The sequence below is a fragment of the Acidimicrobiales bacterium genome, from assembly GCA_035512495.1.
GTDB lineage: Bacteria > Actinomycetota > Acidimicrobiia > Acidimicrobiales > CADCSY01 > DATKDW01.
Genome location: DATKDW010000061.1, coordinates 1 through 14,195, shown reverse-complemented (window position 1 = coordinate 14,195; position 14,195 = coordinate 1). Strand labels below are relative to the sequence as shown.

16 protein-coding genes and 1 tRNA gene are annotated in these 14,195 nt (G+C 69.9%); 3 read left to right on the top strand and 14 right to left on the bottom strand.

From position 1 onward, the window contains the following. Positions 1–550 precede the first annotated feature (550 nt). From VMN58_08675 to VMN58_08640, 8 genes are all read right to left on the bottom strand, one after another. Positions 551–916 carry a hypothetical protein gene (locus VMN58_08675; GenBank protein HUF33263.1) on the bottom strand — a complete coding sequence of 122 codons (366 nt, stop codon included), beginning with the start codon at positions 914–916 and terminating at the stop codon, positions 551–553. Positions 917–921: 5 nt separating this feature from the next. Continuing rightward, positions 922–1,161, bottom strand: coding sequence for a type II toxin-antitoxin system HicA family toxin (locus tag VMN58_08670; protein HUF33262.1), 240 nt, complete (start codon positions 1,159–1,161; stop codon positions 922–924). Between the two features lie 166 nt (positions 1,162–1,327). Next, a tRNA-Gln gene (locus VMN58_08665) sits at positions 1,328–1,402 on the bottom strand. A gap of 19 nt (positions 1,403–1,421) precedes the next feature. Next, on the bottom strand, positions 1,422–2,120 hold the full coding sequence (locus VMN58_08660; GenBank protein HUF33261.1) for a YdcF family protein: 699 nt from the start codon (positions 2,118–2,120) through the stop codon (positions 1,422–1,424). Continuing rightward, positions 2,120–3,550 carry a glutamate--tRNA ligase gene (gene gltX, locus VMN58_08655; GenBank protein HUF33260.1) on the bottom strand — a complete coding sequence of 477 codons (1,431 nt, stop codon included), beginning with the start codon at positions 3,548–3,550 and terminating at the stop codon, positions 2,120–2,122. Before gltX ends, VMN58_08660 begins: the two co-directional genes overlap by 1 nt. 31 nt (positions 3,551–3,581) lie before the next feature. After that, positions 3,582–4,805 carry a M48 family metallopeptidase gene (locus VMN58_08650; protein ID HUF33259.1) on the bottom strand — a complete coding sequence of 408 codons (1,224 nt, stop codon included), beginning with the start codon at positions 4,803–4,805 and terminating at the stop codon, positions 3,582–3,584. A gap of 70 nt (positions 4,806–4,875) precedes the next feature. After that, entirely contained in the window at positions 4,876–5,421 is a 546-nt protein-coding gene (locus tag VMN58_08645; GenBank protein HUF33258.1) for an N-acetyltransferase, read from the bottom strand. Between the two features lie 70 nt (positions 5,422–5,491). Beyond that, positions 5,492–5,791, bottom strand: a complete 300-nt coding sequence (locus tag VMN58_08640) for a hypothetical protein (GenBank protein ID HUF33257.1) — start codon at positions 5,789–5,791, stop codon at positions 5,492–5,494. A 353-nt stretch (positions 5,792–6,144) separates the two neighbouring features. Here VMN58_08640 and VMN58_08635 point away from each other — a divergent pair, with 353 nt between their 5' ends. Further along, entirely contained in the window at positions 6,145–7,017 is an 873-nt protein-coding gene (locus VMN58_08635) for an ATP-binding cassette domain-containing protein (GenBank protein HUF33256.1), read from the top strand. Next, complete coding sequence (locus VMN58_08630) at positions 7,014–8,171, top strand: ABC transporter permease (protein HUF33255.1); 1,158 nt, start codon at positions 7,014–7,016, stop codon at positions 8,169–8,171. The genes VMN58_08635 and VMN58_08630 overlap by 4 nt, the downstream gene beginning before the upstream one ends. A gap of 146 nt (positions 8,172–8,317) precedes the next feature. Here VMN58_08630 and VMN58_08625 read toward each other — a convergent pair whose 3' ends face one another. Continuing rightward, complete coding sequence (locus VMN58_08625; protein HUF33254.1) at positions 8,318–8,527, bottom strand: helix-turn-helix transcriptional regulator; 210 nt, start codon at positions 8,525–8,527, stop codon at positions 8,318–8,320. Positions 8,528–8,625: 98 nt separating this feature from the next. On the opposite strand from VMN58_08625, the gene VMN58_08620 reads away from it, so the two are divergent. Further along, a complete protein-coding gene (locus VMN58_08620; GenBank protein ID HUF33253.1) occupies positions 8,626–8,883 on the top strand; it encodes a hypothetical protein in 258 nt (85 codons plus the stop codon). Positions 8,884–9,084: 201 nt separating this feature from the next. Here VMN58_08620 and VMN58_08615 read toward each other — a convergent pair whose 3' ends face one another. From VMN58_08615 to VMN58_08595, 5 genes are read right to left on the bottom strand one after another with little or no spacing between them, the layout of a single operon-like run. Next, positions 9,085–10,080 carry an alcohol dehydrogenase catalytic domain-containing protein gene (locus VMN58_08615; GenBank protein ID HUF33252.1) on the bottom strand — a complete coding sequence of 332 codons (996 nt, stop codon included), beginning with the start codon at positions 10,078–10,080 and terminating at the stop codon, positions 9,085–9,087. A 31-nt stretch (positions 10,081–10,111) separates the two neighbouring features. Then, positions 10,112–10,621: a hypothetical protein gene (locus tag VMN58_08610; protein ID HUF33251.1), complete on the bottom strand. Its 510-nt coding sequence runs from the start codon at positions 10,619–10,621 to the stop codon at positions 10,112–10,114. Positions 10,622–10,631: 10 nt separating this feature from the next. Continuing rightward, positions 10,632–12,248 (bottom strand): citramalate synthase, encoded by a 1,617-nt coding sequence (cimA, locus tag VMN58_08605; protein ID HUF33250.1) that lies wholly within the window; start codon positions 12,246–12,248, stop codon positions 10,632–10,634. Continuing rightward, positions 12,241–13,155, bottom strand: coding sequence for a branched-chain amino acid transaminase (locus VMN58_08600; protein ID HUF33249.1), 915 nt, complete (start codon positions 13,153–13,155; stop codon positions 12,241–12,243). The genes cimA and VMN58_08600 overlap by 8 nt, the downstream gene beginning before the upstream one ends. Before the next feature lie 4 nt (positions 13,156–13,159). Continuing rightward, the gene (locus tag VMN58_08595) at positions 13,160–14,146 is read right to left on the bottom strand and encodes a 3-isopropylmalate dehydrogenase (protein HUF33248.1); all 987 of its coding nucleotides are present in this window, start codon (positions 14,144–14,146) and stop codon (positions 13,160–13,162) included. Between the last annotated feature and the right edge of the window lie 49 nt (positions 14,147–14,195).

The following is a 14,195-nucleotide window of genomic DNA, read 5'->3' as shown; positions in this document are numbered from 1 at the left end:
ACCAGCACGTACGCAAGGGCATGCAGACGGATGCGGCCGAGCGGGTGGCGTCAGCGATCTTCGGAAACTAACGCGGGTTGTCGTAGCCCCACGCCCTACGAGACGGGGAACGAACCCATGTCCGTGCCGGGCGGCATTGGCCTGGTCGAGAACGCGACTTGCCACTGCTCGTGGGTGGCACCATCGATCGAGAACTGCCACACATAGCGACCCCCCGGGGGCAACGGTAGCGGTCCGATGTTCACTGCCAACGGGACATCAATTGGCGTGCCGGGTCGTACACCAGGCGGTCGGCCGACCTCGAAGTCACCTTCGACCTTGACGACCTCTTCGACACCTTCCGTGGTCGGCAACTTGACGGGTGGACCATCGCCAGTCAAGAGCTGTAACTCGAAACGGTGGAGGATGTTGGCGGCATCCCATGGGACTTCGATCTTGATGGCGACCGCGGAGGGGGTTGGGAACGGTCCCGTGACGGACCAGCCGCCGCCGAGTATGTAGAGCTTTCCATCCGCGACCTGTGCTGCGTCGGCCAGGAGAAGAAGCGCCCTCACCGAACGAGAAGGCGGTTGGGACTGTGAAAGTCCACCGCTTCTACGTCAACTGGCTGCTTGAAGCCGTACACCACCACGGTCTGGCTTCGCCACCGCTGACCCGAGTTGAGCATGCAAGCGGTGCCGATGCCGGCGAGACGCGAGATCGCCCCAGCAAGCGGCGGCACGTCGTCAAAGTCCCATGTGATCGACAGGTCTTCTTCCTCGTGGGCCCACCGGATGGCATCTTCCGCCTCCCGCTGGAGAGCACCCAAAGAGGAAGCCGCCGCATAGAAGCCCGGGTCCTGGGGTGAGTCGGCCCACCACGACGGCTCTTGCGCGTCGTCTACCCACTCGAATCGCGCCACGAGCGTGATGTCCACGGCCATCAAAGTACCTCCAGGACTTCTTCATCGGTCAATCCAACGCTCTGCATGAGAACCTTCTTCACCATCGTTGGACCGATCATGTCGTTGTCGCCGAAGGCGAAGGTCAGCGGCGGATAGCCGTTGGATGAAGCCAGTTGGCGGTGAGAGCCTCTCTGCCGGACCACCTCATACCCGAGCTTGTCGCACGTGAGCACCTTGAGCAGCGCCCGCCCACGAAGAGACGGGAACTGCGGCGGCACGACGCTGAGGGTAGCCCGAGGAGCCCGGGAGAGCGCCGTCCCACTGAGAGAGCCACCCATCCCTGGCCTGATGGGTCAGTTGTGACCACTTCGTGACCACGGCGACGCTCTCGTGGTATTCCACACAGGAGCCCAGGCCGCGACCCAGGCGCTCACGGCGAAGATGTGGCTCGGGGGGGAGGACTCGAACCCCCAACGACTGGACCAGAACCAGCTGTGTTACCGATTACACCACCCCCGAACGGGTGCGGGCAGTGAGGCTAGTCGCGTTCCTCGGCCCCGCGAACTCGCCCCACACGGCCGTCGAGGTCGACGAGCCGGCGGTGACCGATGATCCTGCCCACGCCCACCGCGACGGTCTCGCGGAGGTAGTGGCGGGCCTGGTCGACGAACCCCTCTGGTGTCTTGGTGGCCGGCGACGACCGGCCCGTCAGCCCCACCTCGCTGGCGATGTGGGTGGTGCGCAGGGCGTGGTAGGGGCTGGAGACGATCAGCACGTCGTCGATCCCCTCGGATTTCAGGAATCGGGCAACGGCCGCCAGGCTCTGCCACGAGTTGGCCCCGTCGACCTCCAGGCGCAGCGCGGCCTGGGGCACACCCTGGATCATCAGGTAGTTGGCGGCGGCCTGCGCCTCGGAGAAGCGGTCGCCTGGCCGGCGGCCGCCGGTGACGACCACGATCGGCGCCAGGCCCTGCGAGAACAGGTCGGCGGTGTGGTCGAGGCGGGCCTGCAGCACATCCGACGGGCGGCCGTCGTACTGGGCGGCGCCGAGCACCACGATGGCCCCCGCGGGCCCCGCATGGTCCTCTCGTGAGGCCTGCACCACCTGCACCAGCGTGACCACGAAGTACACGACCACGATCAGGACCAGGATGCCGACGGCGTGCAGCACCGCCCGGCGCCGTCGGAGCCGTCGGGCACGAACCATCGCCGGCGCGGGTGTCGCACGGGTCGACATCAGAGGCGCGCTCGGGCTCGGCGCAACCGCTCGAGGGTCCGGGCCCGGCCGAGCACCACGAGCGACTCGAACAGCGGCGGCCCCACAGACCGGCCGGTGACGGCCACCCGCACCGGCGCCTGCGCCTTGCCGAGCTTGAGGCCGTGGGCCTCGCCCACGGCGAGGAGCGCCTCCTTGAGCGGCTCGCGCTCGCCGTTCTCGTGCACCCACCCATCTTCGTCGACGGCCTCGTACGCGTCGATGATCCCGTCGAGGATCTCGGCGGCGGCGGCGCCCTTGACCATGGCCTTCTCCCACGCGGCCTCGTCGACGGTGGGCTCGTCGAGGTACACGAAGTCGACCATGTCGGCCACGTCGAGCAGCGTGTGGGTGCGCTCCTGCACCACCGGGGCGAGGGCCTCGAAGGGTGCGGGGTCGGCCTCGACGGCGGCGCCCCACGGCTGGTCGAGGAGGAAGGGGCGGGCGGCGGTGACGAACGCCTCGGTCGTCAGCGCCTCAATGTGACGAGCGTTGACGTGGGTCAGCTTCTGGAGGTCGAACACCGCACCGGCCTTGTTCACGTCCTCGAGGCGGAAAAGACCCACGATCTCCTCGACGGGTCGGACCTCCACGCCGTCGGGCGGCCCCCAGCCCAACAGGGCGAGGTAGTTGGCCATGGCCGACGGGAGGAAGCCCCGCGCCCGGTAGTCGGCCACCGCAACGTCGTCGCGACGCTTGGAGAGCTTCTGGCGCTTCTCGTTGAGCACCAGGGGCAGGTGGGCGAAGACCGGTCGCTCGGTGACGCCGAGCGCCTCGCGCAGCAAGAGGACCTTGGGGGTCACGTTCACCAGGTCCTCACCCCTGATGACGTGGGTGATGCCCATGTCGACGTCGTCGACGGCGTTGGCGACGAGGAACATCGGGCTGCCGTCGGAGCGCTGGACGACGAAGTCCTCGAGGTTGGTGTTCTCGAACGCGACCACGCCCCGGATGACGTCGTCGAACGCCGTCGTCCCGTCGTCGGGGGTGCGGAACCGGACAACCACGCCGGAGCCCGGGGCGATGTCGCGGTCGCGGCAGTGGCCGTCGTAGCCGGGCGGCCCGCCCCGCGCCTCGGCCCGGGCCTTGACCTCGTCCTGGCTGCAGCCACAGCGGTAGGCGTTCCCCGAGGCGAGCAGGCGCGCCACCGCATCTCGGTGCAGATCGACCCGGTCCGACTGGTGGACGGGCTCGCCGTCCCAGTCGATGCCGAGCCAGCGCAGCGAGTCGAGGATGGTGTCGATGAGCTCGGGACGGTTGCGCTCCAGGTCGGTGTCCTCCACCCGAAGCAGCATCTCGCCCCCGGTGTGACGGGCGAAGAGCCAGTTGAAAAGGGCGCTGCGGGCGCTGCCGAGGTGCAGGAAGCCGGTGGGCGCCGGGGAGAACCGGACGCGCGGGAGGGGGGTGCTCACCAGCCCAGGCTATCGGCGCGCACTGCCGCCCTCAGGCGGCTGAGCTCCCGTCACCCCGGCGGCCGTCCCACGCCTGGGCCATGGCCAGCCGCTCGGCGATCGGTGGGTGGGAGGCGGTCAGCCGCTTCCAGCGGCCGGGGTCGACGTCTGCCTTGTTGGTCTCGGCCAGCTGACGGAACAACCCGACGAAGGCTTCCGGGTCGCCGAGGACCTCCAGGGCGTGGATGTCGGCCTGGCGCTCGTCCACCCTGCTGAGCCACGACGACACGAGGCCGACGAGGACGAAGCCGAGCGGGAACACCGCGAGGAACAGCGGCAGCGACGCGGGGTCACCGGCCGAGCCCACCCCGGCGAGGTCGAGCAGGGGCTCCCAGCGCAGCGCTGCCCAGGTGAGGACGAACATCACGAGCTGGGCACCGACGAGCACCGGGATCTTGCGGCGCAGGTGGGCGTGGCGCCAGTGGCCGAGCTCGTGGGCCACCACCTGCTCGACCTGCTCCGGCGCCCATTCGAGGATCGTGTCGAAGAGGACCACCCGACGGGTGCGTCCCAGGCCCGCAACGTAGGCGTTGCCTGCCCGGGAGCGCCTGGACGCGTCGGCCACGAGCACACCTTCGATGTCCAGGCCGGCTCGCTCCGCCACCTCCAGCACCCGGGCCTCAAGGCGCTCGTCGTCGAGCGGGGTGAAGCTGTTGAACAGCGGGGCGATGACCACCGGGTAGAGCACGCCGAACAGCACGGTGAAGCCCGAGAAGATCAGCCAGCCGTAGAGCCACCAGAGGTCGGTGGCGCGGATGACGGCGTAGAGCGGCACCACGAGCAGCACCGTGATCACGAGTCCGACCGCCAGGCCCTTGAGCTGGTCGGCGAGGAAGCCGGACGCCGTCTGGTTGCTCTGGCCCCAGCGCTTGTCGTAGAGGAGCTCGCGGTGGGCGTCGAACCACGGCGAGTAGACCAGCGTGCTCGCCTCGAGGGCCGCGGCCACCACCACCAGCTGGAGCACCCAGCCCGAGACGCCGAGGGCGTCGATGAGGCGGGGGGCGGCCTGGCCCACGATGAAGGCGATGGTCACGGCTGCGCCGACGACGAAACGCACCCGGCGGAGCCGGTCGAGCGGCCGGTTGTAGGCGCGCCCGCGCGCCACCTCGTCGGCGTCGAACCACTCGGCCGGGTCGGCCGGCACCCGGGTCCAGTGGCTCACCCGGGCGGGCGCGCCCTCCTCGCTGCGCTCCGCGGGTGCCGTGGCCGTGGTCATCGCCGCAGGTTAGGACCCCACGTCGTGGCTGCTGCACGTCCTTGCCTACCCGAGTCACGGGGTGGGGCCCTCAGTGCTCGACCACCTCGACGAACGCGGGTGGGTAGACGACACGGCCCCGGATGGCGGAGTCGTAGGCCCGCAGGCGCATGACCTGGGCGGCCTCGGGCGGCGCCCACGAGGGCAGGTCGATCTCGATGCCGAGCGGCACCGAGTGCTCGAAGCCCAACCGTCCGTAGAAGGCAGGGCTCCCCTCCAGCACCACCAACGGCTCACCGGCGGCGTCAGCGCGCGCCATCACCTCGCGCACCAGGGCCGAACCGATCCCCCGCCCCTGGTGGGGCGGTGCCACCGCGAGAGGCGCGAGGCTCGGGATCAAGCGGCGCGCGCCGCGGCCCTCGAGGGTCACGTAGCTGATCATGGTGTGGCCCACGACCTCACCGTCGAGCTCGGCCACCAGCGCCAGCTCCGGCACGGCGTTGGGCGACGCCCGGATGGCCTCGACCAAGGCGGCCTCGGCCGGCGAGCCGAAGGCGGCCGCCACCACCTCGGCGATCACCTCATGGTCGTCATGGCGCTCAGGCCTGATGGTCAGCCCTCGGGGTGCGGTGGTCATGGTTGGAGCATCGCCGATGACCGATCGATCGGGAAGCGAGTTCCGAGCCGGGTCGAGGTGTCGACCATCGCTATCCCTCCGGGGTTCCTTCGGTGCGGTCCCGGTATCGCTCCCACACGGCCTGGCGAGTGCGGCCTAGACGCGCTCCGATCCAGCCCCAGGAGCGGCGGGCGTGTCGAGCCTCGAACACGCGAGTCATCTCTTGGTCGTTGACCCACATGTGGATGAGGCCGATCCCAAAGAGGGCGACATCGACGTCATCGCTCTCGATCATGTCGATGAGCTGATGGGCGTCCGCGCCGGTCGGGTGGTCACCGAAGTACGTGGAGCAGCGCAAGTAGAAGCTGCGGACCTCGGGCCGCTCGGCCATCGCCGTAAGGATCCCTTACGTACCGCGATCTGTCAAGATCCCTGACGTCGTCGATGGTCGCGCTGGGCTACACGGGCGAAGAGCCGAGCGGGATCGAACGCACGGAAGCGGAGAGCGAACTGCGGGCTCTCCTGACATCCGGACAGGGTCACGGTTGAGCGCCTCGTACACGCGGAGCGCTCCCGATGATGCCTCGCGGCGAGGTTGAACCGGTTCTCGCGGGGCCATCCTCCGCAGGTGGAGGTGCACCGGCTCGGGGTGTCGAACTACGTGCGGTGGAAACGACCGCCGACGTGGTCCAGAGCACGCCGCACGAGCCGGGTGCACCTGGTGGGGCTCTTGAGGTGACCGGGGTGTCGGTCCGTCTCGGCGACCTCCAGGTGCTCGACGACGTGAGCTTCGTGGTGCCGGCGGGCCGGGTGGTCGGCCTCCTCGGCCCGAACGGAGCCGGCAAGACCACGGTCATGCGGGTGCTCTTCGGCATCGTCCCCGCCGACACCGGCGAGGTGCGTTGGGGAGAGGAGCCCGCCGACCAGCGGATGCGGGCCCGCTGGGGCTACATGCCCCAGGAGCGGGGCCTCTACATGAAGATGCGGGTCCGGGACCTCCTCGTGTACTTCGGTCGGATCCGGGGTCTCGGACGCGGTGCGGCCGGGGAGCGGGCCGACGAGCTCATCCGCTGGGTCGGTCTCGAGGAGCGGGCCGGCGACAAGGTGGAGCGACTCTCCGGAGGCATGCAGCAACGGGTTCAGCTCGCGGCGACCCTTGTGCACGATCCTCCGGTGCTGGTGTTGGACGAACCCTTCACCGGACTCGACCCGGTGGCGGTCGAGCAGATGTCGGAGGTCATCGCGGGACAGGCGGCCTCTGGTCGGACGGTGGTCTTCTCCAGCCACCAGCTCGACCTGGTCGAGGACCTCTGTGAGTCGATCGTGCTCATGGACGGCGGCCGGGTGGTGCTCGAGGGCGACCTCGGTGCGCTGAAGGCGGCCTCCGGGCGCCGCGTCCTGCGGATCGGGATCGACCGGGCTCCCGCGGCCTGGGCCGAGCGGCTGGACGGCGTCTCCGTGGCACACACCGATGCCAACGAGACCTTGCTCGAGCTCGAGCCCGGGACGGACCCCCTGGCCATCCTCGACCGGGTCCGCGGGCTGGGCGAGGTTCGTGACTTCGGGCTGGAGCTGCCGCGTCTCGGCCAGCTGTTCCGGGAGGCGGTGCAGCGATGAACGTCGTCGGTCTGGTCGCGGAGCGGGAACTACGCGATGCCTTCCGCTCGCGGGCCTACTGGGTCATCATGGCCATCCTGTTCATCGGGAGCCTCGCCGTCGTGGTCGTCCCCCGGCTGGTGACGCAAGACGAGACCCACGACGTCGGCGTGGCCGGCGACGCTCCCTCCACCGTGGTCGAGAGGCTCGAGGGCCTCGCCGAGGCATTCGACGTCGGCCTCGAGGTGGAACAGCTCCACGGGCGCGGCGACGCCATCGAGGCGGTGCGCACCGAGCGGCTCGAGGCCGCCCTCGTCTTCGGCCCTGACGGTCCGGTACTCGTACGGCGGGTGGGGACGTCGGAGACGCTGGTTGCCATCGCCGGTCAGGCCGCCGCCGCCGCCATGTCCCAGCAACGCCTCGTGGACGCCGGACTCGATGCGGCCGTCGCCCGGGAAGCCCTCGATGCCCCACCACCCGCCGAGCTGACGGTTGACGGCGACCGACCGGCGCGCACCAACATCGCCTACGGCGTCAGCTTCATGCTGTACGTGATGCTGCTGTTCGGGGGGATGGGCGTGGCCACCGGCGTGGCTGTCGAGAAGTCCACTCGCATCGCCGAGGTGCTGGTGACCACGGTGCGGCCGACTCACCTGCTGGCGGGAAAGGTGCTCGGCATCGGCCTGTCGACCTTCTTGCTGCTGCTGATCGGCTTGATTCCGTTCCTGGCTGCGATGGGTGCCGGCGAGCTCAGCGTGCCCGCCGGCGCGGTCGGCGATGTGGTCGCCGGCTTCGGTTGGTTCGTCCTCGGCTTTGCCATGTACGCCATCGGCTTCGGCGTCCTCGGGGCCCTTGTCGACCGCCAGGAGGATCTGGGCAGTGCGGTCGCGCCGTTCTCGATCCTGCTGGTGCTCTCGCTCGGCGTGGCGATGCACGGCCGGAATGCGCCTGACAGCCTGCCGGTCGTCGTCGGGTCGCTGTTCCCCCTGAGCGCGCCGATCGTCATGCCGGTCCGGCTCGCCGGCGGCGGGGCGAGCGCGGTGGAGGTGGTGCTGGCGATCGTCCTGTGCCTCCTCACCATCGCGCTCCTCGTGAGAGTGGGTGGCGCCGCGTACCACCGCGCGCTCCTGCGGGGCGGCAGGCGCCTCCGACTCGCGGAGGTCTTGCGGGCCTGAGCCCTTCGAGTGCCCCGCGGGGCACTCGAGAACGGCGATGCTGCGGCGCCACACGACGCCCCCTGCCTGATCGCCCACGATCACCCTGCGGGTAAGACGTTTCGCCGCAGGATCTGCCGGGCGTCCCCACGGGCCGCAGACCGGTCTCAGGCCTCGGCGTGGTCGTGCTCGTCGTGGAAGATCTCCTCGATCGGTTGACCGAACAGCCGACTGATCTTGAACGCGAGCGGGAGGCTTGGGTCGTAGCGGCCCTTCTCCAGCGAGGAGATCGTCTGGCGGGAGACACCGAGCAGGTCGGCCAGGTCGGTCTGCGACCACTCGTGCTCCGCTCGGAGCACGCGGAGCCGGTTCTTCACTGCGCTTCCTCGCTGGATTCTCCTCCGCGGTCTCCAAGGGCGAGAAACAAGAGCATCGCGAAGGCGCCGAGCTGAACCGCTCGTGGAGCGCTCGCAGTGTGTTCGCCGGCGAGCTGCATGACCAGCTCGACGACGAGAACGCCTGTCTGTACGACGAATGCGACAGCGAAGGCCACAAGTGTGCGGTGACGCTCCCGATCGTCCTCGCGGTTGGTGAACCATCTGGCGCCGACGAGGACGCCATTGCACGCCAGGAAGACGAGTGCCTCGGCTGCTGGCTCGACATCAGGAAAGGCGATGAAGAAGGCAACGAGCACGACGACGGCGACGCTTGCTACGACCGCGTGGAGACGTGACCGGCGGGCGCGCCGGTCACGTCCGAGCGCCAGCGCTTCCTGTAGGTCGGCGGGGGGTGGGGACGAATCGGACATGGATGAATAATGAAGCGACCTTTGCTAAATGTCAAGTGTCCTTATCATCATGACCATGACGCTTTTCAGTGCGCCGTGGAGCACGTGCGAACGAACCTTCGAGTGCCCCGCGGGGCACTCCCGCCCTCACGGGACGATGGTGACCTTGATGGCTTCGCTCGTCTTGTCGCTCGCCGTCTCGAAGGCGGCGGCAACCTCGGCCAAGGGGAGCTGGTGGGTCGTAAGGGCACGGAGCTCCTCGTGCCACCGCCCCACGAGGCCGGCGGCAGCGACGAACTCGGAACCCCGCCGGGCGCTGCCGTAGCAGAACGACCCCACCAGGCTGACCTCCTTCATCATCATCTTCTGGAGGTCGAGCGACTTGGGTTCGCTGAAGGCACCGACCATGACGACGGTGCCGCCGCGGCGCGCTGCAGTGATGGCCACGGGGATGGTGTCGGCACGGCCGCCCACCGTCTCCACCACGAGGTCGGGTCGGTGCTCCTTGCCCCACGCCGCCGCGTCGTCTTCACCCAGGACCGTCACCCCAAGGGCCTCGGCCGCCGCCCGCTGGTGCGGGTACCGGGTGGTGACGGCCACCTCGGCGGCTCGGTCGCGCGCCACCAGTGCCGTGCACAGGCCGATCGTGCCGCCACCGAGCACCAGGACACGGCTGTCGGCCGAGGGGTCGCCCAGCGACACACCTCGCAGGGCCACGGCCAGCGGCTCGGTCAGCGATGCGACCACGGGGTCGACCACGCCACCGACCGGCGCCAGGTTGACGGCGGGCGCGTCGACGACGTCGGCCAGGGCGCCGTCACGGCCGAGGCCGAGGCCGGGGCCGCCACGGGCGCAGAGGTTGGTCTGGCCGGTCCGGCAGAAGTCGCACGCACCGCAGGCCACGTTGGGAGACACCGCGTAGAGGACGTCGGCCAGCCCCGCCGGGCCGTCGACCACGGTGGCGACGAACTCGTGTCCGGGAGCCGTGCCGATCGGGCGGGGGATGTCACCGTGCCAGAAGTGCAGATCGGTTCCGCAGATCCCACACGCCTCGACCTGGAGCCGAACCCAGCCGTCGGCGAGCGGACCCGGCTCGACGTCCAGCACCTCGAGGCCCTCGTCGGTCCACGTCGCTCGTCGCATCGCCCGCACCGTAGCGCCGCGGCCCGAGGGCTCAGCGGCCGAGCAGCGCCTGCCAGTCGGTGGTAGCCCGCCGCTGCACCTCGGCGTGGGGCAGGCGCAGCGTCTCATTGGGCACGGCGTCGGCGATGGCCCGCTGGCCGCTGTAGTCGTGGCCGACGGCCTCGAACATCGGGCGGCGGAGCGCCACCAGCTCGTCGGACGCCGAACCGAGGAAGCCCCACAGGGTGAAGGCCACGGTGAGGTCGTGGATCAGCGGCGCCCGCCCGAACAGGGCCGCCCGCTTGAGCGCCACCCCCAGGCAGCCGGCGATGACGTCGTGCTCGTGCTCGCCGTCGGCCAGGACCAGCCGCCCCTCAAACCGGCGGGCGAGGTGCAGTGCGAAGCCCTGGTCGGGTCCCTGGGTGCCGAGCAGGCGGCCGGCGGGCTGGGCCGGCCCCAGGTCGGCGGGGCGGTCGGCCGTCCACGTCCCGGCGGGCGGCAGCCGCAGGCCCTCCCGGGGCTGCTGGGCGAGGGTGCTGAGGATGAACGACGGCGCGGCCACGGCCCCTGTTCTACCCCTCGTCGCCGGAACCGGGCGAATGCAGCAGGCCGTAGACGACCGAGTCGCACAGGGCCTGCCAGGACGCCTCGATGATGTTCTCCGACACCCCGATCGTCGACCAGGCGCGGGCGCCGTCGGTGGAGTCGAGCAGGACCCTGGTGACGGCCCCCGTCCCCCGTTCGGTGTCGAGCACCCGAACCTTGTAGTCGGTGAGGTGCAGGGCGTCGAGGGCCGGGTACCGGGAGCCGATCGCGGCGCGGAGGGCACCATCGAGGGCGTTGACCGGGCCGTTGCCCTCGGCCGTGCGGATGATCCGCTCGCCGTCGGCGTGAACCTTCACCGTGGCCTCGGTGGTGAAGGCCCCGTCGGCCTGGTGCTCGACGGTGACGCGGAACGACTCCAGCTCGAAGAAGGGCTGGACCCAACCGCCGGCGTCGCGCATCAGGAGCTCGAGGGAGCCGTCGGCGGCCTCGAAGTGGAAGCCCCGGTGCTCGAGCTTCTTCAGTCGGTCGACGATCTCGCCCAGCGCCCGGCCGTCGAGGTCGAGTCCGAGCTCGGTCGCCTTGAGGGCGAGGGTGGACTTGCCCGCCAGCTCGGAGACCACGAAGCGGGTGCCGTTGCCCACCGCGTCGGGGTGCACGTGCTCGTAGGCGTCGGGGCGCTTGGCGATGGCGCTGGTGTGCAGGCCCGCCTTGTGGGCGAACGCCGAGGTCCCCACGTAGGGCTGCTGGGGGTTCATGGTGATGTTGACCAGCTCGGCGATGTGGTGCGAGACCGACGTGAGCCGCTCGAGGCGATCCTCGGGGATGGTGCGGACCCCCATCTTGAGGCTGAGGTTGGGGATCACCGTGGTGAGGTTGCAGTTGCCGGTGCGCTCGCCGTAGCCGTTGATCGTCCCCTGCACCTGGGTGGCGCCTGCCCGCACACCGGCGAGGGCGTTGGCCACGGCGCAGCCGGTGTCGTCGTGGGTGTGGACCGCCACCGCAACGTCGTCGCGGAAGTGCGAGACGACGTCGGCGACCGCCGCCGACACCAGGTCGGGCAGGGCACCGCCGTTGGTGTCGCACAGCACGAGGGTCGACGCCCCCCGCTCGGCGGCCGCCTCGAGGACCCGCAGGCTGAACTCGGGGTTGCGGCGGTAGCCGTCGAAGAAGTGCTCGGCGTCGAAGAGGACCTCGAGGCCCGCGCCGCGGAGGAACTCGACCGAGTCGGCGACCATGGCGACGCCCTCGTCGAGGGTGGTGCCGAGCGCCTCGGTGACGTGGTAGTCCCAGCACTTGCCGACGATGCAGGCGGTCGAGGTGCCGGCCTCCACCAGGTGGCGCAGGGTGGCGTCGTCGTCGGTGCGCCCCTTGACCCGACGGGTCGAGCCGAAGGCCACCATCGTCGAGGTCCGCAGGTCGAGGTCGGTCGGGACCCGGCGGAAGAACTCGTCGTCCTTGGGGTTGGCGCCGGGCCACCCACCTTCGATGTAGTGCACGCCGAGGTGGTCGAGCTGCTCGGCGATCCGGAGCTTGTCGTCGACGGTGAGCGAGATCCCCTCGAGCTGGCTGCCGTCGCGGAGGGTGGTGTCGAAGATCTCCACCGCCTCCGGCCAGGAGGGGTCTCGTACACCACCGTCAGACATGCTCGTTCCAGTCCTTGTAGCGGTCGACCTCGCCCCGCACGGCAGCGAAGAACGTCTCCTGGATCTTGCGCGTCACGGGCCCGGGCTCGCCGAGCTCACGGTCGTCGACCGAGCGGATGGGCACCACCTCGGCGGCGGTCCCGGAGAGGAAGGCCTCCTCGGCGGTGTAGAGGTCGCTGCGCAGGAGGTTGGCCTCGTGGTACTCGATGCCGTGGTCGCGGGCGATGGTGCGAACGCAGTCCTGGGTGATGCCCTCCAGCGCCCCGGCGCTGACCGGCGGCGTGTAGATGGCGCCGTCCTTCACGACGAAGATGTTCTCACCAGTGCACTCGCTGACGAAGCCCTGAGGCGACAGCAGGATGGCCTCGTCGTATCCGGCCTTGAGCGCCTCCACCTTGGCCATCGAGGAGTTGATGTACATGCCGGTGCCCTTGGCCGCGGGCGGCATGGCGTTGGGGCTGTGGCGCTGCCAGGAGCTGATCTTCATGCGCACGCCGTGCTGGATGCCGTCGTCGCCGAGGTAGGCGCCCCAGGGCCAGCAGGCGATGGACACGTTGACCGGGCACGGCAGGGGGTTGAGCCCCATCTCGCCGTAGCCGAGGTACACCAGCGGCCGGATGTAGCAGCTCTGCAGGCCGTTGACCCGCACCACCTCCTTGGTGGCATCCATGATGGTCTCGAAGTCGAAGGGAACCTCGAGCATGTAGATCTTGGCGGAGTTGTAGAGGCGCTTGATGTGGTCGGTGAGGCGGAAGATGGCGGGGCCGTCGCTGGTCTCGTAGGCCCGGATGCCCTCGAAGACGCCCAGGCCGTAGTGCAGGGAGTGCGTCAGGATGTGGATGGTGGCGTCGTCCCAGTCGACGAGCTCGCCGTCCATCCAGATCTTCTCGCTCTTGGTCAGCGCCATGGTGCTACACCCTCTCCGCGACCAGGTCGCCGATGTTGACGGGGATGGGATCGGTGCTCAGCACGTCGGTGACGGCCTCGCGGATGCGGGACGCGGCATCGGCCTCGCCCAGGAACTCCAGCATCATGGCCGCCGACAGGATGGTGGCGGTGGGGTTGACGCGGTCGCTGCCCAGGCTGTCGTGGGCAGAGCCGTGCACCGGTTCGAACATCGACGGCGCCTGACGATCGGGGTTGAGGTTGCCGGTGCCGGCCAGGCCCACCCCGCCGACGACCGCGCCGGCCAGGTCGGTCAGGATGTCGCCGAAGAGGTTGTCGGTGACGACCACGTCGTAGCGGCCCGGGTCCTCGACCAGGTAGATGCAAGCCGCGTCGACATGGTTGTAGGCGGTGGTGACGTCGGGGTAGCCGGCCGCGACGTCGGTGAACGTGCGCTGCCAGAGGTCGCCGGCGAAGGTGAGGACGTTGGTCTTGTGCACCAGCGTGAGGTGGCGGCGCGGGCGCGACCGGGCCAGCTCGAAGGCGTAGCGGACGCAGCGCTCCACGCCCATGCGGGTGTTCACCGAGCCCTGGGTGGCGATCTCGTGCGGGGTGCCCTTGCGGAGGAAGCCTCCCTCGCCGGCGTAGGTGCCCTCGGTGTTCTCGCGCACGACCACGAAGTCGAGGTCGCGCCCCTTGAAGGGGCGGAGGTTGATGTAGAGGTCGAGCTCGAACCGCAACCGCAGGATGATGCCCCGCTCGATGGTGCCCCCGGGCACGGTGGTGTCCCCGATGGGAGGGCCCAGGGGGCCCTTCAGCACGGCATCGCAGCCCCGGATCGCCGCCAGGTCGTCGTCGTCGAGGACGTGGCCGTCGCGCCCGTAGCGGGCGGCACCGAGGTCGAGGTCGAGCGTCTCGATGTCGACCCCTGTGGCACGCACGACCTTGAGGGCGTCGGCCACGATCTGGGGGCCGATCCCATCGCCACCGATCACGGCGACCCTGTGACTCATCTGGCTGCTCTTCTCTCTGGGACGGGGGGCCGGCAGGCCGGCACCGGGG